This window comes from Variovorax sp. VaC1 (assembly GCF_043658315.1).
In the GTDB taxonomy this organism is placed as follows: Bacteria; Pseudomonadota; Gammaproteobacteria; order Burkholderiales; family Burkholderiaceae_C; genus Variovorax.
Window position 1 is genome coordinate 273,167 of record NZ_JBIGLT010000003.1, and the last position, 23,292, is coordinate 296,458.

Annotated in this window: 19 protein-coding genes and 3 tRNA genes; 12 read left to right on the top strand and 10 right to left on the bottom strand. The window is 65.8% G+C overall.

All coding sequences use genetic code 11. The annotated features are described in order from the left end of the window. Positions 1 to 24: 24 nt before the first annotated feature. The 3 genes from ACGLHS_RS13385 to hemH are packed head-to-tail and all read right to left on the bottom strand — an operon-like array spanning position 25 to position 3,007. Positions 25 to 1,134, bottom strand: a complete 1,110-nt coding sequence (locus ACGLHS_RS13385; protein WP_394480328.1) for a hypothetical protein — start codon at positions 1,132 to 1,134, stop codon at positions 25 to 27. Then, entirely contained in the window at positions 1,131 to 1,979 is an 849-nt protein-coding gene (locus ACGLHS_RS13390) for a class I SAM-dependent methyltransferase (protein ID WP_394480330.1), read from the bottom strand. The genes ACGLHS_RS13385 and ACGLHS_RS13390 overlap by 4 nt, the downstream gene beginning before the upstream one ends. Continuing rightward, positions 1,976 to 3,007: a ferrochelatase gene (hemH, locus tag ACGLHS_RS13395; RefSeq protein ID WP_394480332.1), complete on the bottom strand. Its 1,032-nt coding sequence runs from the start codon at positions 3,005 to 3,007 to the stop codon at positions 1,976 to 1,978. The genes ACGLHS_RS13390 and hemH overlap by 4 nt, the downstream gene beginning before the upstream one ends. A 17-nt stretch (positions 3,008 to 3,024) precedes the next feature. Here hemH and ACGLHS_RS13400 point away from each other — a divergent pair, with 17 nt between their 5' ends. After that, positions 3,025 to 3,756: an HAD family hydrolase gene (locus tag ACGLHS_RS13400; protein ID WP_394480334.1), complete on the top strand. Its 732-nt coding sequence runs from the start codon at positions 3,025 to 3,027 to the stop codon at positions 3,754 to 3,756. A gap of 12 nt (positions 3,757 to 3,768) precedes the next feature. On the opposite strand, the gene ACGLHS_RS13405 is transcribed toward ACGLHS_RS13400, so the two are convergent. Continuing rightward, on the bottom strand, positions 3,769 to 4,074 hold the full coding sequence (locus tag ACGLHS_RS13405) for an NIPSNAP family protein (RefSeq protein WP_394480336.1): 306 nt from the start codon (positions 4,072 to 4,074) through the stop codon (positions 3,769 to 3,771). Positions 4,075 to 4,185: 111 nt separating this feature from the next. Between ACGLHS_RS13405 and ACGLHS_RS13410 the strand changes: the two genes are divergently transcribed. Beyond that, positions 4,186 to 4,830: a LysE family translocator gene (locus tag ACGLHS_RS13410; protein WP_394480339.1), complete on the top strand. Its 645-nt coding sequence runs from the start codon at positions 4,186 to 4,188 to the stop codon at positions 4,828 to 4,830. A 24-nt stretch (positions 4,831 to 4,854) separates the two neighbouring features. On the opposite strand, the gene ACGLHS_RS13415 is transcribed toward ACGLHS_RS13410, so the two are convergent. The 5 genes from ACGLHS_RS13415 to hpnC are packed head-to-tail and all read right to left on the bottom strand — an operon-like array spanning position 4,855 to position 9,002. Then, positions 4,855 to 5,157 carry a hypothetical protein gene (locus ACGLHS_RS13415; protein WP_394480341.1) on the bottom strand — a complete coding sequence of 101 codons (303 nt, stop codon included), beginning with the start codon at positions 5,155 to 5,157 and terminating at the stop codon, positions 4,855 to 4,857. Beyond that, entirely contained in the window at positions 5,154 to 6,419 is a 1,266-nt protein-coding gene (hpnE, locus tag ACGLHS_RS13420) for a hydroxysqualene dehydroxylase HpnE (protein WP_394480343.1), read from the bottom strand. Before hpnE ends, ACGLHS_RS13415 begins: the two co-directional genes overlap by 4 nt. Further along, positions 6,416 to 7,240, bottom strand: a complete 825-nt coding sequence (locus tag ACGLHS_RS13425; RefSeq protein ID WP_394480345.1) for a hypothetical protein — start codon at positions 7,238 to 7,240, stop codon at positions 6,416 to 6,418. Before ACGLHS_RS13425 ends, hpnE begins: the two co-directional genes overlap by 4 nt. Positions 7,241 to 7,251: 11 nt before the next feature. Beyond that, positions 7,252 to 8,091, bottom strand: a complete 840-nt coding sequence (gene hpnD / locus ACGLHS_RS13430) for a presqualene diphosphate synthase HpnD (RefSeq protein WP_394480347.1) — start codon at positions 8,089 to 8,091, stop codon at positions 7,252 to 7,254. Further along, the gene (gene hpnC, locus ACGLHS_RS13435) at positions 8,088 to 9,002 is read right to left on the bottom strand and encodes a squalene synthase HpnC (RefSeq protein WP_394480349.1); all 915 of its coding nucleotides are present in this window, start codon (positions 9,000 to 9,002) and stop codon (positions 8,088 to 8,090) included. Before hpnC ends, hpnD begins: the two co-directional genes overlap by 4 nt. A 148-nt stretch (positions 9,003 to 9,150) precedes the next feature. On the opposite strand from hpnC, the gene ACGLHS_RS13440 reads away from it, so the two are divergent. The 4 genes from ACGLHS_RS13440 to ACGLHS_RS13455 all read left to right on the top strand — a co-directional run bounded on the left by ACGLHS_RS13440 (position 9,151) and on the right by ACGLHS_RS13455 (position 15,722). Next, positions 9,151 to 10,995 (top strand): potassium transporter Kup, encoded by a 1,845-nt coding sequence (locus ACGLHS_RS13440; RefSeq protein ID WP_394481444.1) that lies wholly within the window; start codon positions 9,151 to 9,153, stop codon positions 10,993 to 10,995. Between the two features lie 162 nt (positions 10,996 to 11,157). Next, a complete protein-coding gene (locus ACGLHS_RS13445) occupies positions 11,158 to 12,348 on the top strand; it encodes an efflux RND transporter periplasmic adaptor subunit (RefSeq protein WP_394480351.1) in 1,191 nt (396 codons plus the stop codon). Next, positions 12,345 to 15,530, top strand: coding sequence for an efflux RND transporter permease subunit (locus tag ACGLHS_RS13450; protein ID WP_394480353.1), 3,186 nt, complete (start codon positions 12,345 to 12,347; stop codon positions 15,528 to 15,530). The genes ACGLHS_RS13445 and ACGLHS_RS13450 overlap by 4 nt, the downstream gene beginning before the upstream one ends. Positions 15,531 to 15,635: 105 nt before the next feature. Next, positions 15,636 to 15,722, top strand: a tRNA-Leu gene (locus ACGLHS_RS13455). 81 nt (positions 15,723 to 15,803) lie between these two features. Here the strand turns inward: ACGLHS_RS13455 and ACGLHS_RS13460 are convergent. After that, on the bottom strand, positions 15,804 to 16,802 hold the full coding sequence (locus ACGLHS_RS13460) for a tetratricopeptide repeat protein (RefSeq protein WP_394480355.1): 999 nt from the start codon (positions 16,800 to 16,802) through the stop codon (positions 15,804 to 15,806). 266 nt (positions 16,803 to 17,068) lie between these two features. Between ACGLHS_RS13460 and tig the strand changes: the two genes are divergently transcribed. The 6 genes from tig (at position 17,069) to ACGLHS_RS13490 (ending at position 23,235) form a co-directional block, all read left to right on the top strand. Next, positions 17,069 to 18,385, top strand: a complete 1,317-nt coding sequence (gene tig / locus ACGLHS_RS13465; protein WP_093241422.1) for a trigger factor — start codon at positions 17,069 to 17,071, stop codon at positions 18,383 to 18,385. Positions 18,386 to 18,500: 115 nt separating this feature from the next. Next, a complete protein-coding gene (gene clpP / locus ACGLHS_RS13470; protein WP_081270880.1) occupies positions 18,501 to 19,109 on the top strand; it encodes an ATP-dependent Clp endopeptidase proteolytic subunit ClpP in 609 nt (202 codons plus the stop codon). 128 nt (positions 19,110 to 19,237) lie between these two features. After that, the gene (gene clpX / locus ACGLHS_RS13475; protein WP_093241419.1) at positions 19,238 to 20,506 is read left to right on the top strand and encodes an ATP-dependent Clp protease ATP-binding subunit ClpX; all 1,269 of its coding nucleotides are present in this window, start codon (positions 19,238 to 19,240) and stop codon (positions 20,504 to 20,506) included. 23 nt (positions 20,507 to 20,529) lie between these two features. Beyond that, positions 20,530 to 22,971, top strand: a complete 2,442-nt coding sequence (gene lon / locus ACGLHS_RS13480; RefSeq protein ID WP_394480359.1) for an endopeptidase La — start codon at positions 20,530 to 20,532, stop codon at positions 22,969 to 22,971. 53 nt (positions 22,972 to 23,024) lie between these two features. After that, positions 23,025 to 23,100 (top strand) — tRNA-Gly (locus ACGLHS_RS13485). Positions 23,101 to 23,161: 61 nt separating this feature from the next. Beyond that, positions 23,162 to 23,235 (top strand) — tRNA-Cys (locus ACGLHS_RS13490). Positions 23,236 to 23,292 lie beyond the last annotated feature (57 nt).

The window sequence follows — 23,292 nt, forward strand, 5'->3', positions numbered from 1 at the left end:
GGCCTGCAGCTTATCGAGTGCGGCCTATCGCGTGCGAGCCACAGGCGGTGACGCCAGGATGCGCCGCACGGCCGCCTTGCCTGCGGGCGTGAGCACCGGGTCGAGGTCCGCGTAGGGCACTTCGACCGTGATCTCGCAGCCGTCGCCGTTCGCGGGTTGAGAAAAGCTCATGCCTTTGGTCTCCAGCGTCAGGTCGTACGGGTTGCCGTCCGCGTAGTTGTCCTTGCAGTTCTTTTCCGCCTGCGAGGGATCGATCTTTCCGTAGGCGAACAGAAAGCGCCGCAGCTTCGGAGTGAGCATTCCGCGGCCCGTGCCGCTCTTCTCGTGCGGGTCGCTATGTTTCTGTGTGCGTGCGCCGAACCATGTCCACGGGTCGACCTGCTTGCCGGTCTTCAGGTCCCAGGTCCGAAAAAACCACGAGATGCCGCGGCTGCCGGTGCCCGCCGTCCAGCTGTAGTTGCGGATGCTGAGCCATTCGGAGGTCCAGTGATCGGGCGAGGCGGTTTTCTCGTCTTCGGCCGGCACGCCGACCTGGCCGAGGAACTCGCGCCGCGTGTCGAAGTAGGCCTTGACCGCCTCCTTGCTGGTGTCGAAGTCGCCGCGAAGCTCGCGGTTGATGGCGGCGAGCGTGGGCTCGGGGCCGAAGAGTTCCAGGGTTTCCTGTCCCGCGAAGCGGAGCGCGCGGAAGCTGCGGCCTGGCGCGTACTCCTCTTTCTTGCCGGTCTCGATCTTCGGCGGTGCTTCGAGCAGGCCCGCATAGCCGTCGGTGCCGCAGGCCGTGTCGCCGCCCGTTGCGTCGGCCAGGTTCAGCTGGATGGGCAGCGTGACGGGCTTGCCCTTCGCGCTTTTCCAGGTGCCCGTGAGCGTGGAGCCCTTGGCGGGGTCGAGCGACCAGAGGCCGGTGTCGTCGGCCTCGTGCCAGAACTCGTCCTTCTCGAGGCGGCGCAACTGGATCGGCTTCTTGTACTGCCGGTAGAAGTAGCTGCCGCTCGCAAACTGCGCGTTGAAGCAGGCCACGATGGCCTTGGTACCGAGCGTGCCTTCCCAGATTCCCTTGGGCACGTCGACCGTCTTCGCGAAAGCAGCGAACGGCAGCAGCAGGCCGCAGATGCAAAGTGCGGGAAGGCGGCTCATGGCTTGCGCGCGGCGAGCGAGTACATCAGCGGAATGCGGGCCATGCCCTCGGGCGCTGCCATGCGGCGGCCACCGATGTCGCGCATGCCTTCGAAGGGCTTCCAGCCGTTGGCGTACGGGTACTCGCCGAGGTGCTCGACGATCAGCCCGGACTGCCCGAGCGCGGTCGTCACCTGGCCCACGCCCCATGCGAACTCGAAGCTCGGATGCGGGTTCTTGAAGTCCTGCACACCGGTCTGGTAGCCATCGGGGACGAGGCCATCGCCCGACTGGGCCACGTAGTCGCCCACGCCTTCTTCCGGCACCGGCGCGTCGTTGAAGTAGTCGTAGTGAAACTTCCACGACGGGTCGAACACCATCGCGACGGGATGGAAGTCGATGAAGACGAAACGCCCGCCGGGCTTGAGCATCTGCGACACGCCACGCGCCCAGGCCGACAGGTCGGACAGCCAGCAGAGCGTGCCATAGGAGCAGAAGACGATGTCGTAGCGCTCGCCGCGCGCCTGCGCATCGCGAAAGTAGTCGTAGACATCCGATCGCTCGAAGCGCGCCGGAATGCCCGACTGCGTCGAGAGCTGCTTGGCGAAAGCGATGGCTTCGTCGGAGATGTCCACGCCCGTCACCTGCGCGCCGAGGCGCGCGATGCTCAGGCTGTCTTGCCCGGCGTTGCATTGCAGGTGCAGCACGGCCAGGCCCTTCACGTCGCCGAGCAGTCCGGTTTCTTCAGGGAAGAGCGTGGAGCCGCCGTTGCGGAAGAAGGCGGCCTGGTCGCCCTTGTGGCTGTTGTGCGCGACGGTTGCCGCGTTCCACGAGAGCCGGTTGGCTTCGTGCAGTTCTTTCTTCATGGTGTGGGTGCTTGTGTGGGCCAGCCCGCCAGGTTGCGTTCGGCAATGCCCGCGAGCGCGGTGATCCATGCCGGGCTGTCGTTGAGACAGGGGATGTAGCTGAAGGCCTCGCCGCCCGCATGCAAGAAAGCCTCGCGGCCTTCCATGGCGATTTCTTCCAGCGTCTCGAGGCAGTCGGCCGGAAAGCCCGGGCACACCACGTCGACCCGCTTGACGCCGGCGGCGCCGAGTTCGCGCAGGGTCGGTTCGGTGTAGGGCTCCAGCCATTTGGCGCGGCCGAAGCGCGACTGGAAGGTCACGCGGTATTGCGTGTCCGACAGGCCGAGCCGTGCCGCGAGCAGCCGCGCCGTGGCAAGGCACTGCGCCTGGTACGGATCGCCGAGCGCGATGTTGCGTGCGGGAATGCCGTGGAAGCTCATCAGCAGCACCTGGCCGCGGCCTTCGGTCTTCCAGTGGCGCTCGATGCCTTGTGCGAGCGCTTCGATGTAGAGCGGATCGTCGTGGTACTGGTTGACGAAGCGGAACTCGGGCACGCGGCGCTGGCGGCGGCTCCAGTCGTTCACCGCATCGATCACGCTGGCCGTGGTGGTGGCCGAATACTGCGGATAGGCCTGCAGCACCAGCACGCGCGTCGCGCCCTCGGCCTGCAGTGCATCGAGCCGCGAGGCAATGGACGGGTTGGCATAGCGCATGGCGTCGCGCACCATCACGCGGTGGCCGCGCTCGCCGAGCCAGCCGGCCAAGAGCGTCGCCTGCTTCTGCGTCCACACCTTGAGCGGCGAGCCTTCGGGCATCCAGATGCTGGCGTACTTGGCGGCCGACTTGGCGGGCCGCGTGCGAAGGATGATGCCGTGAAGAATCAGAGCCCAGAGCACCTTGGGAATTTCAACCACGCGCGGGTCGCCCAGAAAGTCGGCGAGGTACGGGCGCACGGCCGCGGCGGTGGGCGCATCGGGCGAGCCCAGGTTGCACCAGAGCACGGCGCTTCGTTCGACGGTCGATGCGACCTTCTCGTTGTCTTGAGGCATGCGATATTCTCAGGCAAATGACTTCCGCTCCTACGGCGCCTGCGAGCCCCGCGCCTCTCGATCTCTCTCGCATCTCGGCCATCTCCCTCGACCTCGACGACACCCTCTGGCCGATCTGGCCGACCATCGAACGCGCCGAGGTCGCGCTGCAGGAATGGCTGCTGCGCGAGGCACCGAAGACGGCCTCGCTGCTGCTGAAGCCGGGCATTCTTCGCGAGCTGCGCGAAGCTACCGCCAAGGAGCGCTCCGACCTCGCGCACGACCTGAGCGCGCTGCGCCGTGAATCGATCCGCACCGCACTTACACGCGCGGGCGAAGACCCGGCGCTGGCCGAGCCGGCCTTCGATGTCTTCTTTGCCGAGCGCCAGCGCGTGACGCTGTACGACGACGCGCTGCCGGCGCTCAAGTGGCTCAGCGAGCGCTATCCGCTGGTCGCGATCTCGAACGGCAACGCCGACATCCACAAGACCGGCGTGGGCCGCTGGTTTCGCACGGCCTTCAATGCGCGCGCCTTCGGCAGCGGCAAGCCGCATGCGCCGATCTTTCGTGCCGCCGCGGCCTCGATCGGCCTGTTGCCGAAAGACGTGCTGCACGTGGGCGACGACGCCGAGCTTGACGTGGTGGGCGCGCTCAACGTCGGCATGCAGGCGGCGTGGCTGGTGCGCGACGAGCGGCCCTGGGTGCATGGTGCACGGCCGCAACTGATCGTGCCGAACCTGCACGCCCTGTGCGTGGCACTGGGCGCTTGATAAGGCGCCGCCTTACTTGAAAACAGGCCGGAAGAAGCTGCGCTCGTAGCTGACGATGCAGCGGGTTTCTTCTGCATAGCGGAAGGCCGCCTGGCACTCGGCGTCCTGCATCGAGTCGGCGCGGTAGCGTTCGTACGCGGCGAGGCTGGGGAAGGTGAACATGGCCAACGCCACGTTGTTCGTGCCCTCCGAGGGCAGGAAGTAGCCATGATGCTGGCCGCCGAACTTCTCGACCAGCGGAATCCAGAGCTTGCCGTAGTGCTCGAACTCCTTGAGCTTGTAGGCATCGACGATGTAGCGCAGGTAGCAGGTGACCATGTTCTTTCCGTAGGTGAGGGGTAATCGGCGCGGCCCCGGCGGGCGGCGGGCCGTCGGACTATAGTTTCCCGCTCTCCGTCTTGTTCTTCCTTTCGCGCAGGAAATCCGAAAGTGCATCTCTCCAACTGGCTTATCTTCTGCGGCGTGACGCTGCTCGTCGCCTTCACACCCGGTCCGGCGGTGCTGCTCGCGGTGTCGAATTCGATCTCTGTCGGGCCGCGACGCGCGATGATCAGCTCGCTGGGCAATGCGATGGGGCTGTTCATGGTGTCGGCCGCTGCCATGGCGGGGTTGGGCGTGGTGCTGACCACGTCGGCCCATGCCTTCATGGCGCTGAAGCTGGCCGGCGCGGCCTACCTGATCTACCTGGGCATCAAGCAATGGCGCAGCCGGGGCAGCGTGTTCTCGGACCTGAGCCCGTCCGCCGCGATGGGTGCGAACCGCTCCTCGTCATGGCGCCTGTTCGGCCACGGGGTGACGGTGGCGCTGACCAATCCCAAGGGCATCCTGTTCTTCTCGGCGCTGTTCCCGCAGTTCCTGACGCAGGACGCGCCGATCCTCGAACAGTTCGCGGTGCTCACGACCACCTTCGCCATGGGCTCGGTGCTGTCGCATGCGTTCTACGTGCTGCTGGCGCGCATGCTGAAGAAGCAACTGGGCGACCCGCGCCGCTCGCGGATGTTCAACCGCGTGTCGGGCGGTGCATTCGTGCTGCTGGGCCTGAGCCTGCTGCGGCTGCCGAACAAGGCGGCCTGACGCGGGCGCGCTGCGGCGCCTTCCTCAGTCGAGCGCGAACCGTTCGCGCAGCGCGGCGCAGAAATCCTCGGTGCCGACCAGCGAGAACGTGACCGTGTCGAAGCGCGGCGTTTCGCGCGTCTGCTGCAGGTCGTAGTCCCACGTCGCGCCGTCGTCGAGCGCACCGCGCCCGTCCGGGAAGGTGGCTTGCGCCCAGGCCAGCACCTGCTCGATTTCCGCGAGCACCTCATGCGTTTTTTCTGGCGCGGTCGACGCCATGGCGTCGAAGGTGCCGTGGCCTTCGGTGTCTTCGCTGTAGTCGAAATCCAGATAGCGCAATTCGGTCATGGTGTCTTCTTCAACGCCTGGGCGACGGCGAGCCCGCCGAGCACCGCGCCTTCGAGCGTGGCGGGGTAGGGGCCTTCGGTGTAGTCGCCGCAGGCCAGCAGGCCGGGCGCGATGGATGTGGGTGGCCGCGCGAGTGCGGGCGTGCAGGCGAAGGTGGCGCGCTTCTCGACCACGGTCTGTATCAGTTCCAGCCCGGTCTGCCCCAGTTGCGTGGCCGCCTGCGCGATGACCTGCCGCTCCAGGGTTTCGCGCGAGGCTTCATTGGCGCTGATGACCAGCGCGAGCACGCCTTGCGGGCCGCCGAGTTGGCTCCGGTCGAAGACGAACTGCGCGGGTGCCGTGGCCGGGTTGCTGCGTAGCGCCAACATAGGTTCGGCCATCGGCGACGCGCCACGCACGTAGACCGTGGCGATGGCTTCGAAGCGCAAGGCCTCGGTGGTTTCACACCACGAATCGGCCGGCACGCCCGAGGCCCGGACCAGTCGCGCGGCGTCCCATGGCGCGCAGGCCAGCACGACCTGATCGAAGGCTTCTCCGTCGACATGCCACTGGTCGCCTTTATGCGCGATGGCCCGCACGCGGGTGCCGATGCGCAAGGTGGCATCGTGCGCGGCGAGCCAGCGGATGGCCGCATCTGGAAACAGCGCGCCCAGATCGACCCGCGGCAGCAGCAGGTCGGCGCCGCCGCTGCCGCTGAAGAGGGCGTCGTTGAGCACGCGCAGGAACACCTCGCCGCTCGATTGGGCGACCGGCGTGTTGAGCGCGGAAACGCACAGCGGCTCGATCAGCTCCTGCATGACGCGCGGTGTGAGGCCCGCGCAGAGCGCGGCCACGGTGGTGTCGCTGGCGCAGCGGAATCCGGCAAGGCGCCATCCGATGGCCGTGCGCAGCAGCGAGGACTTGTCGCGCCACGTCCAGCCGCGGGCCGTGAAGATGCCTGCCAGCAGGTCGAGCGGTGCAGGCAGTCGCGGCAGCTTCAGCCCGCCGCCGTCGGCGAACCGCAGCGAGAGCGGGAGGCGCTGCAAGGCGGTGTCGATATCGACGCCCACCTCGCGCATCAGCTTCAGCGTGGCGGTGTAGGCGCCGATCAGGATGTGCTGCCCGTTGTCCAGCGCCAGGCCGTGGATGTTGTCGACCCGCCGCGCGCGGCCGCCGGGCATGTGCGCGGCCTCGAAAAGCGTGACGGTGTGGCCCAGGCGAGTGGCTTCGACGGCGCAAGCGAGGCCGGCCCAGCCGGCGCCGATGACGGCGAGCTTTTTCATCCGGGGATGCGGGGAAGCCGGACTCGGTCGCCGTAGGGATACAGGTCGTCGTCCGGCTTCTCGCAGCGGATGAAACACCTGTGAGTGAGCAGCTCGATGCGCTCGGCAACTGTCAGGTCATCGTCGGAGGCCGGCAATCCGGGCGCGGCCAGATCGTGCTTGCCGTCCGCATTGAAGAGCAGTTCGTCGCCAACGACATAGTCGCGGCGAAAGGTCGTTCTCCATTGCGAGTTGGAGCCCCAGCCATCCGACAGGTCCGAGGTGCGCCGGTGCTTGCGTCGGCATGCCCAAAAGAGAGTCGAGGACGTGGCGATCTCGGAATGCAGGGCGCCAAAGGCACAACTGACGGCGACGCCCGCGCGCGAGAACAACATCGTGCCCAGCATCAGCGCGGGCCAGTCGACCCTTGCCAGTTCAACGGCCTTGCGCCGCGACGAGCGATTTCTTTCTTCGCTGACTTCGACAATTTCATGGAAGAACGGCGAGTAGTCCGCTTCATCGGCCACGCGGCAACCCAGTCCGGTCATGAAGGCCAGGTAGTCCGGCAGGCTCAGGGCCGGGCCTGCCCAGCCTTCGCCTTCATCGCGTTGAAAGGCCAGCAGCAAGACCTGGTTGACGCGCGAGAGTGCGTAGAGGCGCCACGAGTCCTCGATGGCGATGGGGGCGTGCGAGGTGCTGTGCGCGAACGCGTTCAGCCAGTCGCGTTCTTCCGCGTGCGCGTCGAGCCATGGGCGAAGCAGCGTCTGGAAGACATCTTCCGCGGGGCTGCTGTTGTAGAGCGCATCGAGCAGGTCTCGATACGGCGCTTGGCACGGGTCCATGGGCGTGGCGGCTAGATGCGGCCCAGCGCCTGAACTTTCCAAGCCAGCCAGAACTTGCGCACCGGCGTTAGGCTGACGCGCTGGTTCAGCACCTGGAAGTCGTCGCGTTCGATCTCGCGAAGCAGCGTGCGGTAGATGCTGGCCATCATCAGGCCGGGCTTTTGCGTGCGGCGGTCGGCCAGCGGGAGCAGGGCGAGGGCTTCGTCGTATGCCGCATGCGCACGCGCGGCCTGGAATTTCATCAACGCGACGAAGCGATCGGAATGCACGCGGTTGAGGATCTCGTGCGCCTTCACGTCGAACTTCTGCAGCTCGTTGACGGGCAGGTAGATGCGGCCGCGCAGCGCGTCTTCGCCGACGTCGCGCAGGATGTTGGTGAGCTGCAGTGCCAGGCCGAGCTTGTGGGCGTAGGCGGTGGTCTGCGGGTCGGTCTGGCCGAAGATGCGGGCCGCGACTTCGCCGACCACGCCGGCCACCAGGTGGCAATAGCGCGCAAGGCCGGGAAAGTCGAGGTAGCGGGTCTGGTCCAGGTCCATCTGGCAGCCGTCGATCACGTCGTTGAGCTGGCGGGCCTCGATGCCGTAGGCGGCGGCGTGCGGCATCAGCGCCTGCATCACCGGGTGGCGCGGCGGGCCTGAAAAAGACTGGGCGACCTCGGTGCGCCACCAGGCGAGCTTGGTGGCGGCCACGCCGGGGTCGGAAACCTCGTCGACCACGTCGTCGATCTCGCGGCAGAACGCATAGAACGCGGTGATGGCGGCGCGGCGCGGCTTGGGAAGAAACAGGAAGGCGTAATAGAAACTGCTGCCCGAAGCGGCGGCCTTGTCTTGCACGTATTGCTCGGGGGTCATCGGGGAGGCGCTGCTTTCATGGGCCGCCATTGTCTCCGCATCCGCATGGCCTTCCAGAGCAGCCGCGGCACATCGGCCTTGCCGATGGTGGGGCGCTGCGAGAAGGTGTCGAAGCCCAGGTCCTCGATCTTGTCGAGGATGCGCAGGCCGCCCTGCACGACAAGGCGCAGCTCCCAGCCGGCGCGGCCGGGCAGGCGGTGCACGAGCGGCGCGCCTTCTTTCATCAGCTCGCGCGCCCAGAAAGACACGACTGCTATCAGATTGATAGCTTCCTGCGGAGGCGGGGCGTTCGAGAGCGGCGCAAAAACCTTGAAGTTCTCGCGTGTGAGGCTGCGCCGGTCGCAGTCGGTCAGCGGAAAGTAGAAGCGGCCGCGCGGCAGGTCGACGCTCGGGTCCTGCCAGAAATTGATGAGCTGCAGTGCGCTGCAGATGGCGTCGCTCTGCGCCAGCGCCTCTGAGTCGGTCACGCCGTACAGGTGCAGCAGCAGGCGGCCGACCGGGTTGGCGGAGCGGCGGCAGTAGTCGAGCAGCTCGGCGCGGTCGGCGTAGGTGCCGCGGTCGCGGGTTTTCACGATGTCCTGCACGAAGGCGCTGAGCAGGTCGGCCAGCAGGGCTTCGGGCAGGGCGTGCTGCGCAATGCTGTGGGCCAGCGGGCCGAACACCTGCGGCCAGCGCGACGAGGTGGACACCTCGCCGCGGGCGGCGGCGTCAAGTTCTTCGCGGTAGGCGGCCAGCTCAGCCAGGCGCTGGTCGGGCGAGGCGTCGCCCTCGTCGGCGATGTCGTCGGCCGTGCGCGCGAAGTGGTAGATCGCGGCAATGGGCGGGCGCAGGTGCGGTGGGCACAGCCACGACGCGACCGGAAAATTCTCGTAGTGCGCCGGCGGCGCGGCGTGGGGGGGAGTGGCGGACACGCCACGATTGTCCGCGACGTCGTCTCCGGGCACTATGCTCGCGGCGTCGCCACTTCGAACTTTCCGCTTCATGAAAGCATCTGCTTCGGCCCCCAGGCCCCAGGTTTCAGCGCACGGCGAGGCTGCGCATCCGGCGGGGCCGGGGCTGATGATCGCGGCGCTCGGCGTCGTGTTCGGCGACATCGGCACCTCGCCGCTCTACGCCTTCAAGGAGACGATGAACCCCGAGCACGGCGTGCCGTTCTCGCCCGATTCGGTGCTGGGCCTGCTCTCGCTGATCTTCTGGGGGCTGATGTTCGTGGTGACGCTGAAGTACGTGGTGTTCGTGCTGCGGGCCGACCACGACGGCGAAGGCGGCATCCTGGCGCTGCAGGCGCTCGCGCGCAACGCGGTGTCGGGTCCGAAGACCAAGCCCTGGATGTGGAACGCGATCGGGCTGCTGGGCCTGGTGGGCGCGGCCATGTTCTATGGCGACAGCCTGATCACGCCGGCCATCTCGGTGCTGTCGGCGGTCGAGGGGCTGGAAGTGCAGGCGCCGGTGCTGCAGCGCGCGGTGATCCCGATCACGGTGGCGATCCTGGTGGCGCTCTTCATGGTCCAGAAGAAGGGCACGGGCGTGGTCGGCAAGGTGTTCGGGCCGATCATGCTGCTGTGGTTCCTGGTGCTGGCGGCGGCCGGACTGTGGCAGGTGCTGCAGCAGCCGCAGGTGCTGGCGGCGCTCGATCCGTGGCGCGCGTTCGGCTTCCTGATCGAGCACCGGGCGCAGTCGCTGGCGGTGCTGGGCGCGGTGTTCCTGGCCTTCACGGGGGGCGAGGCGCTGTATGCCGACATGGGGCACTTCGGCGCCAAGCCGATCCGGTTGGCCTGGCTCTTCATCGCGCTGCCGGGCCTGGTGCTGAACTACTTCGGACAGGGCGCGCTGGTGCTGGCGAACCCCGCGGCCATCGACAACCCGTTCTTCCGGCTCTTCCCCGCGTGGGGTGTGCTGCCGATGGTGGTGCTGGCCGCCATGGCCACGGTGATCGCATCGCAGGCCGTGATCTCGGGTGCTTTCTCGCTCACGGCGCAGGCCATGCGCATGGGCTACCTGCCGCGCATGCGAGTGATCCAGACCTCGGGCACGGCCATCGGGCAGATCTACGTGCCGGCGGTCAACTGGCTGCTGATGGTGGGCGTGCTGCTGCTGGTGCTGGGCTTCCGCAGTTCGGGCGCGCTGTCGGCGGCCTACGGCATCGCGGTGTCGATCACGATGGTGACGACCACGCTGCTGGCCGGCATCGTCGCCTGGGGGCTGTGGCGCTGGAACAAGGTGGCGGTGGTGGTGGGCGCGCTGGCCTTCGCGGTGGTCGACCTGACCTTCGTGGTCGCCAACAGCCTGAAGATCGCCGAGGGCGGCTGGCTCACGCTGGCGGTGGCCGTGGTGGTGATGGTGGTCTTCACCACCTGGGCCAAGGGCCGGCGGCTGGGGCTGGAGGCGGCCGAAGCCGAGAGCCTGCCCCTGCGGCCTTTTGTCGAATCGCTGGCGCTGCACATGCCGCACCGCGTGAGCGGCACGGCGGTGTTTCTGAACCCCGACGCCACGGCGGTGCCGCATGCGCTGCTGCACAACCTCAAGCACAACCAGGTGCTGCACGAGCAGGTGATCGTGCTGCGCGTGATGCCCTGCGACACGCCGCGTGTCGACGCCAGCATGCGCATCGAGGCCGAGCAGCTGATGGACGGCATCTGGATGGTGACCGCGCGCCACGGCTTCATGGAACGGCCCGACGTGCCCGAGTTCATCCGCATCCTGGCCTACCAGAAGACGCTGGCCATCGATTCGATGAAGACCTCGTACTTCGTCTCTCGCGCCTCGGTGGGCGAAGAGAACCTGCCGGGCATGAACCCGATTCGACGGGCTCTGTTCGGCTGGCTGCAGCGCAATGCCGGGCGGGCGTCCGACTATTTCGAGCTGCCGGACAACCGGTTGGTGGAGATGGGACAACGAACCTGAGAACGTCCTGCAAGCGGCCCTGAGACGGCCCGGTTCGATCGCGCAAACGGCGCGGAGGATGCTGCCAACTGACCGACGAGTCATTGACAGTATTTAACGTTTACCCTAGATTACTAACCAGTGGGTCATTAAAGGCCCGGTTTGTCCTTTCTTGGGTGTCTCATGACCGCCTCCGCCATTTCTCCCCGTGTGCGCAGCGCCCTCTGGCTGTTGCTTCCCTCCTTGTTCCTGGCTGGCTGCTCGCCAAAGCCGGCCGCCGAGGAGCCCGTGCGAGCGGTGAAGCTCGTGACCGTCGGCACCAGTGACTTCGACGCCCAGCCCGAGTTCTCGGCCGAGGTGCGGGCCCGCGTCGAATCGCGACTGGGGTTCCGCGTGGCGGGCAAGATCACCCGGCGGCAGGCCGAACTCGGCCAGCATGTGCAGGCCGGGCAGGTGCTGGCCCAGCTCGATCCGCAGGACTACAAGCTGGCCGCCGAAGCCGCGCGAGCCCAGCAGGCCGCGGCCCTGACCAACCGCGACCTCGCCGCCGCCGACCTGAAGCGCTACACCGAACTGCGCCAGCAGAACTTCATCAGCGGCGCCGAACTGGAGCGCCGCGAATCGACCTGGAAGGCCGCGCAGGCACAGCTCGAACAGGCCCAGGCGCAGCTGGCTTCGCAAGGCAACCAGGCCAACTACACGACGCTGGTGGCCGACGTGGCCGGCGTCATCACCGCCATCGAGGCCGAACCGGGCCAGGTGGTGCAGGCCGGCACGCCGGTCGTTCGCATTGCGCAGGACGGCGCGCGCGACGTGGTGTTCGCGGTGCCCGAAGACCGCGCCGCGCTCATCAAGGCCGGCTCGCCGGTCGCGGTGCGCGGCTGGTCGGGCGGCGAGATGCTGCAGGGCCAGGTGCGCGAAGTGGCGGCCAGTGCCGACGCGGTCACGCGCACCTATTCGGTCAAGGTCGCGATCGACGCGGCCACCTCGCCCGCGCTCGGCGCCACGGTCTACGCCCGGCCCCAGGCGCTGGCACGCACGAACACCGCGGTGATCAAGCTGCCGACCAGCGCGCTGCGCCAGGAAGGCAAGGGCTCGGCGGTCTGGGTGCTCGACAAGTCGACGATGACGGTGCGCTCGCAACCGGTGCAGGTCGCGACGGCCGACGGCAATGAAGCGGTGATCGGTGGCGGGCTCACGCCCGGCATGATGGTCGTGGCCGCGGGTGTGCATGTGCTGTCGCCGGGGCAGAAGGTCACGATCTACCAGTCCAAGGAGGCGGCCGCGGCCGCCGCCAGCGCGAAGGATGTCGTGCAGGCCGTCGAGGCCGTTGCCGCTACGCAGAAGGAGATCGCTGCGGGTGCTTCCAAATGACGGAAGGCGCAGCGACCACCACCACCGACAAGCCCGCGCGCTTCAACCTTTCCAAATGGGCGCTGGACCACGCGCCCCTGACGCGCTACCTGATGGTGGTGCTGATGGTGCTGGGTGCCTTCGCGTACTTCCAGCTCGGCCAGGACGAAGACCCGCCTTTCACCTTCCGCGCGATGGTCGTGCGGACCTACTGGCCCGGCGCGACGGCACAGCAGGTGGCCGAGCAGGTCACCGACAAGCTCGAGCGCACGCTGCAGGAAGCGCCCTACGCCGACAAGATCCGCAGCTACTCGAAGCCCGGTGAATCGCAGATCATTTTCCAGATCAAGGATTCGTCCAAGGCCAACGAGGTGGCCAACGTCTGGTACACGGTGCGCAAGAAGATCGGCGACATGCGCAGCACGCTGCCGGCCGGCGTGCAGGGGCCGTTCTTCAATGACGATTTCGGCGACGTCTATGGCGTGATCTACGCGCTCGAGAGCGACGGCTTCAGCTACGCCGAGCTCAAGACACTGGCCGACGACGTGCGCCAGCAGCTGCTGCGCGTGAAGGACGTGGCCAAGGTCGACCAGTTCGGCGTGCAGGACGAGAAGGTCTACATCGAGATTTCGCAGAAGCGCCTGGCGCAGCTGGGGCTCGACTTCAACGCGGTGCTGGCGCAGCTCGGCTCGCAGAACGCGATCGAAAGCGCCGGCACGATCCAGTCGCCGCTCGACGTGGTGCAGGTGCGCGTGGGCGGCCAGTTCACCAGCGTCGACCAGTTGCGCGAGATGCCGATCCGCGGCAGCTCGGGCAACCAGCTGAAGCTGGGCGACATCGCCGACATCCACCGCGGCTACATCGATCCGCCGGCGGTCAAGGTGCATCACCAGGGCAAGGAAGTGATCGCGCTGGGCGTGTCGATGGCCAAGGGCGGCGACATCATCGCGCTGGGCAAGGCACTCAAGGAAACCACCGCCACCATCGGGCAGCGCCTGCCGGTCGGCGTGAAGCTGGCGCAGGTGCAAGACCAGCCGGTGTCGGTGGCCAGTTCGGTGAACGAATTCGTCGGCGTGCTGATCGAGGCCGTGGCCATCGTGCTGGCCGTGAGCATCATCTCGCTCGGCCTGCACAAGGGCGGGCGCTTCGGCTGGTACATCGATGTGCGGCCGGGGCTGGTGGTGGCCATCACCATTCCGCTGGTGCTGGCCGTGACCTTCCTGGCCATGAACTACTTCGGCATCGGGCTGCACAAGATATCGCTGGGCTCGCTCATCATCGCGCTCGGCCTCTTGGTGGACGACGCGATCATCGCGGTCGAGATGATGGTGCGGAAGATGGAGGAGGGCTACGACAAGGTCCGCGCCGCTACCTTTGCCTACGACGTGACGGCCAAGCCGATGCTGACGGGCACGCTCATCACCGCGGCGGGTTTCCTGCCCATCGGCCTTGCCAAGTCGGTGACGGGTGAATACACCTTTGCGATCTTTGCGGTGACGGTCATTGCGTTGGTGCTGTCGTGGATCGTCTCGGTGTACTTCGTGCCTTACCTCGGCACGCTGCTGCTGAAGGTGAAGCCGCACGACCCCGAAGCGCCGCCGCACGAGCTGTTCGACACGCCGTTCTACAACGTCTTTCGCCGCGCGGTGAACTGGTGCGTGGCACACCGCTGGATGACCATCGGCGCCACAGTGCTGATCTTTGCGCTTGGCATCGTCGGCATGGGCAAGGTGCAGCAGCAGTTCTTTCCCGATTCGAGCCGGCCGGAAATCCTGGTCGACATCTGGTTCCCGGAAGGCACCTCGTTCGCCGCGAACGAAGAGGTGGCCAAGCGGGTCGAGCAGCGCTTCATGCAAGAGGCCGGCGTCAGCACGGTCAGCACCTGGATCGGTTCGGGCGTGCCGCGCTTCTATCTGCCGCTGGACCAGGTGTTTCCGCAGACGAACGTCTCGCAGCTGATCGTGCTCGCCAAGGACCTGAAGGTGCGCGAGACCCTGCGCATCAAGCTGCCCGCTTTGCTGGCCCAGGAGTTCCCCGAGGTGCGCGGCCGCGTCAAGCTGCTGCCCAACGGGCCGCCGGTGCCGTACCCGGTGCAGTTCCGCGTGATCGGCACCGACCCCGCCGAACTGCGCGGGCATGCCGACGAGGTCAAGGCCGTGCTGCGCGAGAACGCCAACATGCGCGGCGTGAACGACAACTGGAACGAGTCGGTCAAGGTGATCCGCTTGCAGGTCGACCAGGCCAAGGCGCGTGCGCTCGGCGTGACGAGCCAGGCGATTGCGCAAGCGTCGCGCACCATGTTCAGCGGCACGACCGTGGGCCAGTACCGCGAGAACGACCTGCTGATCGACATCGTGCTGCGCCAGTCGTCCGACGAGCGCGAGGCGATCTCGGACATCGGCAATGCCTACATCCCGACGACCTCGGGCCGTTCGATTCCGTTGACGCAGATCGCCCGGCCGGTGTTCACCTGGGAGCCCGGCGTGATGTGGCGCGAGAACCGCGACTACGCGATCACCGTGCAGGGCGATGTCGTCGAGGGGCTGCAAGGCGCAACCGTCACGGCGCAGTTGCTGCCAAAGCTGCGCGCGCTCGAAGCCGGCTGGCATGCGGCCGGGCAGGGCGGCTACCGCATCGAAGTGGCCGGCGCGGTGGAGGAAAGCAGCAAGGGCTCGGCCTCGATCGTGGCGGGCGTGCCGATCATGCTGTTCCTGGTGTTCACGCTGCTGATGCTGCAGCTGCACAGCTTCAGCCGTTCGCTGCTGGTGTTCATCACCGGCCCGATGGGCATTGCCGGCGTGGCCGGTGCGCTGCTGGTGCTGAACCGGCCCTTCGGCTTCGTCGCGCTGCTGGGCGTGATCGCGCTGATGGGGATGATCCAGCGCAACGCGGTGATCCTGATCGACCAGATCGAGAGCGACCGTGCGGCGGGCGTGCCGGCCTGGGATGCGATCGTCGAGTCGGCGGTGCGGCGGCTCCGGCCGATCGTGCTCACGGCGGCGGCTGCGGTGCTGGCGATGATCCCGTTGTCGCGCAGCGTGTTCTGGGGCCCGATGGCCGTCGCCATCATGGGCGGGCTGATCGTTGCGACCGTGCTGACGCTGCTGGCGTTGCCGGCGATGTATGCCGCCGCGTTCCGCGTGAAGCGCGAGCCAGTGAATCCGGTGGAGCGTGCGCCCGAAGCGACCCCAATTCACGCTTAAAATCGCGAGTTGACCGATTTCAAGCGGATGGTCTTTGGTGCTGCGGAGACCCCGTGGCGCCGGAAGGCCGTCCGCTTTTGCATTCACCTGAAAAAGATTGGCATCGCGCGGGTGGCGAAATTGGTAGACGCACCAGGTTTAGGTCCTGACGTTCGCAAGAACGTGCCGGTTCGAGTCCGGCCCCGCGCACCAGCCCTGCTAAGTAGCCCGTTCTATCGAGCAGTGACGAAGCCCCGTTTCGCAAGGAACGGGGCTTTTTCTTTGCCTGTCTGTCTACCAGTCGCTACTGCTGCTGTCGCTGCTTCCGCTGTCACTGCTGCTGTCGGAACTGCTGCTACTGCTGCTGGAGTCGTCCCACGAACTCGTGTCCTTGATGCCGAAGTTGTCGTCGACGAAGCTGCGGTCGGGCGCGCGGTCCGGCTCCGGATCGGATGAGGGCCAAAGGCTGCGGCCGATGTCGGCGTTGTGGTTGTGGCTGCCGTGGTTGTTGAAGATGTTGACCGTGTTGCCCCGGTGGTCGTCCGAGCGGTCGTTCAGCAGGTGGCGCAGCAGCTCGCCCGCGACCACCGCACCCACGCTCGCCGCGGCACCGGCCGCGAGCGCGCCGCCGACGCTCGGCCCCTGGCTGGGCGGCGGCGAGGGCGGAAAGCCCCCGTCGCTGTTCGCTGTGGCATAGCCCATGGACGAGTCGCTCATGGGCCCCGAGAACCGAGGCGCTCCCGCCGCGCCGGCTGGCACAGGGAAGGTGACGGCGCGCGAGCGCCGCCGGAAGAAGGCGTAGGCGACGACGACCAGCGCCACGACGCCGAGTGGTCCCCAGGGGATCGATCCAGTGGGTGGAAAGTAGTCCGTCGGCGCGGGCGAGGTTGCGGGCGTCGGCGCGGTAAGCGGGCTCGGCGCAGGCACCGGATCGGGCTTGATTTCCACCGGCTTTTCGAGTTTCCGCTCGAGCTTGGCGAGCGACTCCGCCTTCGCGAACGGGAGGCCCGGCGCGATCTCCTTGGCCAGGGACAGCGCCTCGCGCGCATCGTCGAGCTTGCCGTCCATCGCGAGCAGTTCCGCGTGAACGAAATGGGCCTTCGCACTGTTCGGATGGTTCTTCAGCACCTTGGCGATCATCGCGTTGGCTTCTGCCATTCGCCCGTTCTTTGCCGCCTCGTAGATCTGCTGGATGCCCGGCTCCTTCGGTGCCGTCTTGGCCAGCGCGGGCGTGGGCGCGGCGAACGAAATGGCCAGCACGAAGGCGATGGCGGCGAACAGGCGCTGGAGCATGAAATTTCCTCGGGGCGATGGCGAATCGCCCGCCACTGTAAGGGCGAAACCGGGCCGCAAATCCGGTCCGATCCGCAAACTCCGCGCGTCGTGCCTTGCGCCGGCAAAAGAGGGCGTTCCCGGCCGATTAGAATCGCGGGTTGCCCAGTTTTGCGCGCGGCACGTGTGTGCCTCCGCATAAATCCCGCTAGCGCGTGTAAGTCCTTGATCTGTATTGATAAAAAGATGCAGGCCCCGCGCACCAGCCCCCTTACAAGGAAGACACCATGACCGTGAACGTTGAAACTCTCGAGAAGCTCGAACGCAAGATCACGCTGACCCTGCCGGTCGGCACCATCCAGTCCGAAGTCGATTCGCGCCTCAAGAAGCTCGCGCGCACCGTCAAGATGGACGGCTTCCGTCCGGGCAAGGTGCCCATGAACGTCGTGGCCCAGCGCTATGGCTACTCGGTGCACTACGAAGTCATGAACGACAAGGTCGGCGAAGCTTTCTCGCAAGCCGCCAACGAAGCCAAGCTGCGCGTGGCCGGCCAGCCCCGCATCACCGAGAAGGAAGAGTCGCCCGAAGGCCAGCTCGCCTTCGACGCGGTCTTCGAAGTGTTCCCCGAAGTCAAGATCAATGACCTGTCGGGCGCCGAAGTCGAGAAGCTCTCGGCCGAAGTGGGTGACGAAGCCATCGACAAGACGCTCGACATCCTGCGCAAGCAGCGCCGTACCTTCGCCCAGCGCGCACAAGACGCCGTGGCACAAGACGACGACCGTGTCACGGTCGACTTCGAAGGCAAGATCGACGGCGAGCCCTTCCAGGGCGGCAAGGCCGAAGACTTCCAGTTCGTCGTCGGCGAAGGCCAGATGCTCAAGGAATTCGAAGACGCCGTGCGCGGCATGAAGTCCGGCGACAGCCGCACCTTCCCGCTGTCGTTCCCGGCCGACTACCACGGCAAGGACGTGGCCGGCAAGCAAGCCGACTTCATGGTCACCGTGAAGAAGATCGAAGCCTCGCACCTGCCCGAAGTCAACGAACAACTCGCCAAGTCGCTCGGCATTGCCGAAGCCACCGTCGAAGGCCTGCGCGCCGACATCAAGCGCAACCTCGAGCGCGAAGTGAAGTTCCGCCTGCTGGCCCGCAACAAGAACGCCGTGATGGACGCGCTGGTTGCCAACGCCGAACTCGACCTGCCGAACGCCAGCGTGCAGTCGGAAGTCGCCCGCATGATCGAAGGCGCCCGCGCCGAGCTCAAGCAGCGCGGCATCAAGGACGCCGACAAGGCACCGATTCCCGAGGAAGTGTTCCGCCCGCAAGCCGAGCGCCGCGTGCGCCTGGGCCTCGTCGTCGCTGAACTGGTGCGTTCGAACAACCTGCAGGCCAAGCCCGAGCAGATCAAGGCCCACATCGACGAGCTGGCCGCCAGCTACGAAAAGCCGGCCGACGTGGTCCGCTGGTACTTCAGCGACAACAACCGTCTGGCCGAAGTCGAAGCCGTGGTCATCGAGAACAACGTGACCGACTTCGTGCTGGGCAAGGCCAAGGTCAACGAAAAGTCGGTGTCGTTCGACGAACTGATGGCGCAACAGCAGGGCTGATCTCCGTCGCCGCCCGCATCGCCAATGGGGCTTGTGCTTTGCGGCACGAGCCCCATTTCACTCAGGCGTACAGTTCAGAAACAGCGAACGATTCCATCTTCCGGAGAGCAAATTCATGAGCGCACAGGAAATTCAAGGCCTCGGCATGGTTCCGATGGTCATCGAGCAATCGGGCCGTGGCGAGCGGTCTTATGACATCTACTCGCGCCTTCTCAAGGAGCGCATCATTTTCCTGGTGGGCGAGGTCAATGACCAGACCGCCAACCTCGTGGTGGCGCAGTTGCTGTTCCTCGAAAGCGAGAACCCGGACAAGGACATCTCGTTCTACATCAACTCCCCGGGCGGCAGCGTGAGTGCCGGCATGGCGATCTACGACACCATGCAGTTCATCAAGCCCGACGTGTCGACCATGTGCCTAGGCTTTGCGGCCAGCATGGGCGCCTTCCTGCTGGCGGCCGGCGAGAAGGGCAAGCGCTTCTCGCTGCCCAACTCGAAGATCATGATTCACCAGGTCCTGGGCGGCGCCCGTGGCCAGGCCACCGACATCGAGATCCATGCACGTGACATCCTGCGCACCAAGGACCAGATGAACCGCATCCTGGCCGAGCGCACCGGCCAGCCGCTGGAAAAGGTCAAGGCCGACACCGAGCGCGACTACTTCCTGACGGCCGACGAGGCCAAGGACTACGGCCTGGTGGACCAGGTCGTCGCCAAGCGCGGCTGACGCGGCCAACGCGGTTGCGGCCGCCTGGCGCTGAAGGCGCCAATTGGCAGAAAACGGCGTTTTCCACAAGGGGAACGCCGTTTTTGTTTAGTTATCATTGTCCCTACCCTGTAACGAGGCACCTGTCCATGGCCGATAAAAAAGGCTCTTCCAGCGAAAAAACGCTTTATTGCTCGTTCTGCGGCAAGAGCCAGCATGAGGTCAAGAAGCTGATCGCGGGCCCTTCGGTCTTCATTTGCGACGAGTGCATCGACCTTTGCAACGAGATCATCCGCGACGAACTCCCGGCCGGTGAAGAGGCGCGCGAAGCACGCAGCGACCTGCCCACGCCGCTGGAGATCAAGACCAACCTCGACAACTACGTGATCGGCCAGGAGCCGGCCAAGCGCATGCTGTCGGTGGCGGTCTACAACCACTACAAGCGCCTTCGCCACAAGGAAAAGAACACCAAGGGCGACGAGGTCGAACTCAGCAAGAGCAACATTCTCCTGATCGGCCCGACTGGCTCGGGCAAGACGCTGCTGGCGCAGACGCTCGCGCGCATGCTCGACGTGCCCTTCGTGATGGCCGACGCCACCACGCTGACCGAAGCCGGCTACGTGGGCGAAGACGTCGAGAACATCATCCAGAAGCTGCTGCAGAGCTGCAACTACGAAGTCGAGCGCGCCCAGCGCGGCATCGTCTACATCGACGAAATCGACAAGATCTCGCGCAAGTCCGACAACCCTTCGATCACCCGGGACGTGTCGGGCGAGGGCGTGCAGCAGGCGCTGCTCAAGCTCATCGAAGGCACGATGGCCAGCGTGCCGCCGCAGGGCGGCCGCAAGCACCCCAATCAAGACTTTCTGCAGATCGACACGACCAACATCCTGTTCATTTGCGGCGGCGCGTTTGCCGGCCTCGAGAAGGTCATTGAAAACCGCACCGAAGCCTCGGGCATCGGCTTCGGCGCTTCGGTCAAGAGCAAGGCGCAGCGCAGCATCACCGAGGTGTTCCGCGAAGTCGAACCCGAAGACCTGATCAAGTTCGGCCTGATCCCCGAACTGGTGGGCCGCATGCCCGTGGTGGCGTCGCTGGCCGAACTCAGCGAAGACGCGCTGGTGCAGATCCTGACCGAGCCGAAGAACGCGGTGGTCAAGCAGTTCACCAAGCTGCTGCAAATGGAAGGCGTGGACCTCGAGATCCGTCCGGCGGCGCTCAAGGCGATCGCACGCAAGGCGCTGGCCCGCAAGACCGGTGCACGCGGCCTGCGCTCGATCCTTGAACAGTCGCTGATCGACACCATGTTCGAATTGCCGAACGCGACCAATGTCGACAAGGTGGTGGTCGAGGAATCGACCATCGACGAAAACAAGCCGCCGCTGCTCGTGTACCGCGAAGCGGCGAAAAAGGCCTAAAGCCAAAGACGCGAAGGATCTGCATGTCTGGCCACACCCCATTGCCTCCCGAAGCCCTCGACCTGCCGCTGCTGCCGCTGCGCGACGTCGTGGTGTTTCCCCACATGGTGATCCCGCTCTTCGTGGGACGCCCCAAGAGCATCAAGGCGCTCGAACTGGCCATGGAGGCCGAGCGCCGCATCATGCTGGTGGCCCAGAAGGCTGCCGCCAAGGACGAGCCCTCGGTCGAGGACATGTTCGAGGTCGGTTGCGTCTCGACCATCCTGCAGATGCTCAAGCTGCCCGACGGCACGGTGAAGGTGCTGGTCGAAGGCCAGCAGCGCGCACGCGTCAACCGCATCGACGACGGCGAAACCCACTTCACGGCCAACGTGACGCCCGTCGAGGCGCCTGAAGGCGGCGAGAAGGGCACCGAGGTCGAGGCGCTGCGCCGTGCCGTGATGCAGCAGTTCGACCAGTACGTCAAGCTCAACAAGAAGATTCCGCCCGAGATCCTCACCTCGATCTCGAGCATCGACGATCCGGGCCGCCTGGCCGACACGATCGCCGCGCACCTGCCGCTCAAGCTCGACAACAAGCAGGCCGTGCTCGACCTGGACGATGTCAAGGCGCGCCTTGAAAACCTGTTCGGCCAGCTCGAGCGCGAAGTCGACATCCTGAACGTCGACAAGAAGATCCGTGGCCGCGTGAAGCGCCAGATGGAGAAGAACCAGCGCGACTTCTACCTCAACGAGCAGGTCAAGGCCATCCAGAAGGAGCTCGGCGAAGGCGAAGAGGGCGCGGACATCGAGGAGATCGAGAAGAAGATCAAGCTCGCCAAGATGTCCAAGGAAGGCCTGAAGAAGGCCGAAGGCGAACTCAAGAAGCTCAAGCTGATGTCGCCCATGTCGGCCGAGGCCACCGTGGTGCGCAACTACATCGACGTGCTGATCGGCCTGCCGTGGAGCAAGAAGACCAAGATCAAGCACGACCTGGCCAATGCCGAGGCCGTGCTCAATGCCGACCACTACGGCCTCGAGAAGGTCAAGGACCGCATCCTTGAATATCTCGCGGTGCAGCAACGCGTCGACAAGGTCAAGGCACCTATCCTGTGCCTCGTGGGCCCACCGGGTGTCGGCAAGACCTCGCTGGGGCAGTCGATCGCCAAGGCGACCGGCCGCAAGTACACTCGCATGGCGCTCGGCGGCATGCGTGACGAAGCCGAGATCCGCGGGCATCGCCGCACCTACATCGGCGCGTTGCCGGGCAAGGTGCTGCAGGGCCTGAGCAAGATCGGCACGCGCAATCCGCTGTTCCTGCTCGACGAAATCGACAAGCTGGGCACGGACTTCCGTGGCGACCCGTCGAGCGCGCTGCTCGAGGTGCTCGACCCCGAGCAGAACCACACCTTCGGCGACCATTACGTGGAAGTCGACTTCGACCTGAGCGACGTGATGTTCGTCGCCACCTCGAACTCGATGAACATTCCGCCGGCGCTGCTGGACCGCATGGAAGTCATTCGCCTCTCGGGCTACACCGAGGACGAGAAGACGCACATCGCGATCAAGTACCTGCTGCCGAAGCAGTTGAAGAACAACGGCGTCAAGGAAGACGAACTCCTCGTCACCGAAGAAGCCGTGCGCGACATCGTGCGCTACTACACGCGTGAAGCCGGCGTGCGTTCGCTCGAGCGCGAGCTGTCCAAGATCTGCCGCAAGGTGGTCAAGGGCCTGCTGCTCAAGCAGATGACGCCGAAGGTGACGGTCAACGGTGCAAACCTCAACGAGTTCCTGGGCGTGCGCAAGTACAGCTTCGGCCTCGCCGAGAAGCAGAACCAGGTCGGTCAGGTCGTCGGCCTGGCGTGGACCGAAGTCGGCGGCGATCTGCTGACGATCGAAGCGGTCACGATGCCTGGCAAGGGCGTGATCAGCCGCACGGGTTCGCTCGGCGATGTGATGAAGGAGTCGGTCGAAGCTGCACGCACCGTGGTGCGCAGCCGCTCGCGCCGGTTGGGCATCAAGGACGAGGTGTTCGAGAAGCGCGACATCCACATCCACGTGCCCGACGGTGCCACCCCCAAGGACGGCCCGAGCGCGGGCGCGGCGATGACGACGGCCTTCGTGTCGGCGCTCACGGGCATCCCCGTGCGCAGCGACGTTGCGATGACCGGTGAAATCACGCTGCGCGGCGAGGTCACGGCCATCGGCGGCCTGAAGGAAAAGCTGCTGGCCGCATTGCGCGGTGGCATCAAGACCGTGCTGATCCCGGAAGAGAACGCCAAGGACCTGCAGGACATTCCCGAGAACGTGAAGAACGGCCTCGAGATCGTGCCCGTCAAGTGGATCGACAAGGTTCTCGAGATCGCGCTCGAGAAGACGCCCGAGCCGCTGTCCGACGAAGAGGTCGCTGCATCGGCCGCGGCCTTGGCCGAATTGGCCAAGCAGCGCGCCGGAGCACCGGCCGCCGAAGGTTCGGTCAAACATTGACGGTGCAACTTGCGAAGTCTCGAAAAACTGGTATATAATTCGAGGCTCGAAACGCGGGAATAGCTCAGTTGGTAGAGCGCAACCTTGCCAAGGTTGAGGTCGAGAGTTCGAGACTCTTTTCCCGCTCCAGTTTTGAAAAAGGGAAGCAGCAGCTTCCCTTTTTTTCGCAAGTTCGTTTTTTGTTCTGCGTGGCGCGATAGCAAAGCGGTTATGCAACGGATTGCAAATCCGTCTAGCCCGGTTCGACTCCGGGTCGCGCCTCCACCTTCTCGTTAGACACGATTCGATCCGACAAACAAGCCCCGCCAACCGACGTTGCCG

Coding starts and splice junctions, on each gene's coding strand:
- ACGLHS_RS13385 (WP_394480328.1), bottom strand. CDS start 1,134: ATGAGCCGCCTTCCCGCACTTTGCATCTGCGGCCTGCTGCTGCCGTTC.
- ACGLHS_RS13390 (WP_394480330.1), bottom strand. CDS start 1,979: ATGAAGAAAGAACTGCACGAAGCCAACCGGCTCTCGTGGAACGCGGCA.
- hemH (WP_394480332.1), bottom strand. CDS start 3,007: ATGCCTCAAGACAACGAGAAGGTCGCATCGACCGTCGAACGAAGCGCC.
- ACGLHS_RS13400 (WP_394480334.1), top strand. CDS start 3,025: ATGACTTCCGCTCCTACGGCGCCTGCGAGCCCCGCGCCTCTCGATCTC.
- ACGLHS_RS13405 (WP_394480336.1), bottom strand. CDS start 4,074: ATGGTCACCTGCTACCTGCGCTACATCGTCGATGCCTACAAGCTCAAG.
- ACGLHS_RS13415 (WP_394480341.1), bottom strand. CDS start 5,157: ATGACCGAATTGCGCTATCTGGATTTCGACTACAGCGAAGACACCGAA.
- hpnE (WP_394480343.1), bottom strand. CDS start 6,419: ATGAAAAAGCTCGCCGTCATCGGCGCCGGCTGGGCCGGCCTCGCTTGC.
- ACGLHS_RS13425 (WP_394480345.1), bottom strand. CDS start 7,240: ATGGACCCGTGCCAAGCGCCGTATCGAGACCTGCTCGATGCGCTCTAC.
- hpnD (WP_394480347.1), bottom strand. CDS start 8,091: ATGACCCCCGAGCAATACGTGCAAGACAAGGCCGCCGCTTCGGGCAGC.
- ACGLHS_RS13440 (WP_394481444.1), top strand. CDS start 9,151: ATGATCGCGGCGCTCGGCGTCGTGTTCGGCGACATCGGCACCTCGCCG.
- ACGLHS_RS13445 (WP_394480351.1), top strand. CDS start 11,158: ATGACCGCCTCCGCCATTTCTCCCCGTGTGCGCAGCGCCCTCTGGCTG.
- ACGLHS_RS13450 (WP_394480353.1), top strand. CDS start 12,345: ATGACGGAAGGCGCAGCGACCACCACCACCGACAAGCCCGCGCGCTTC.
- ACGLHS_RS13460 (WP_394480355.1), bottom strand. CDS start 16,802: ATGCTCCAGCGCCTGTTCGCCGCCATCGCCTTCGTGCTGGCCATTTCG.
- tig (WP_093241422.1), top strand. CDS start 17,069: ATGACCGTGAACGTTGAAACTCTCGAGAAGCTCGAACGCAAGATCACG.
- clpP (WP_081270880.1), top strand. CDS start 18,501: ATGAGCGCACAGGAAATTCAAGGCCTCGGCATGGTTCCGATGGTCATC.
- clpX (WP_093241419.1), top strand. CDS start 19,238: ATGGCCGATAAAAAAGGCTCTTCCAGCGAAAAAACGCTTTATTGCTCG.
- lon (WP_394480359.1), top strand. CDS start 20,530: ATGTCTGGCCACACCCCATTGCCTCCCGAAGCCCTCGACCTGCCGCTG.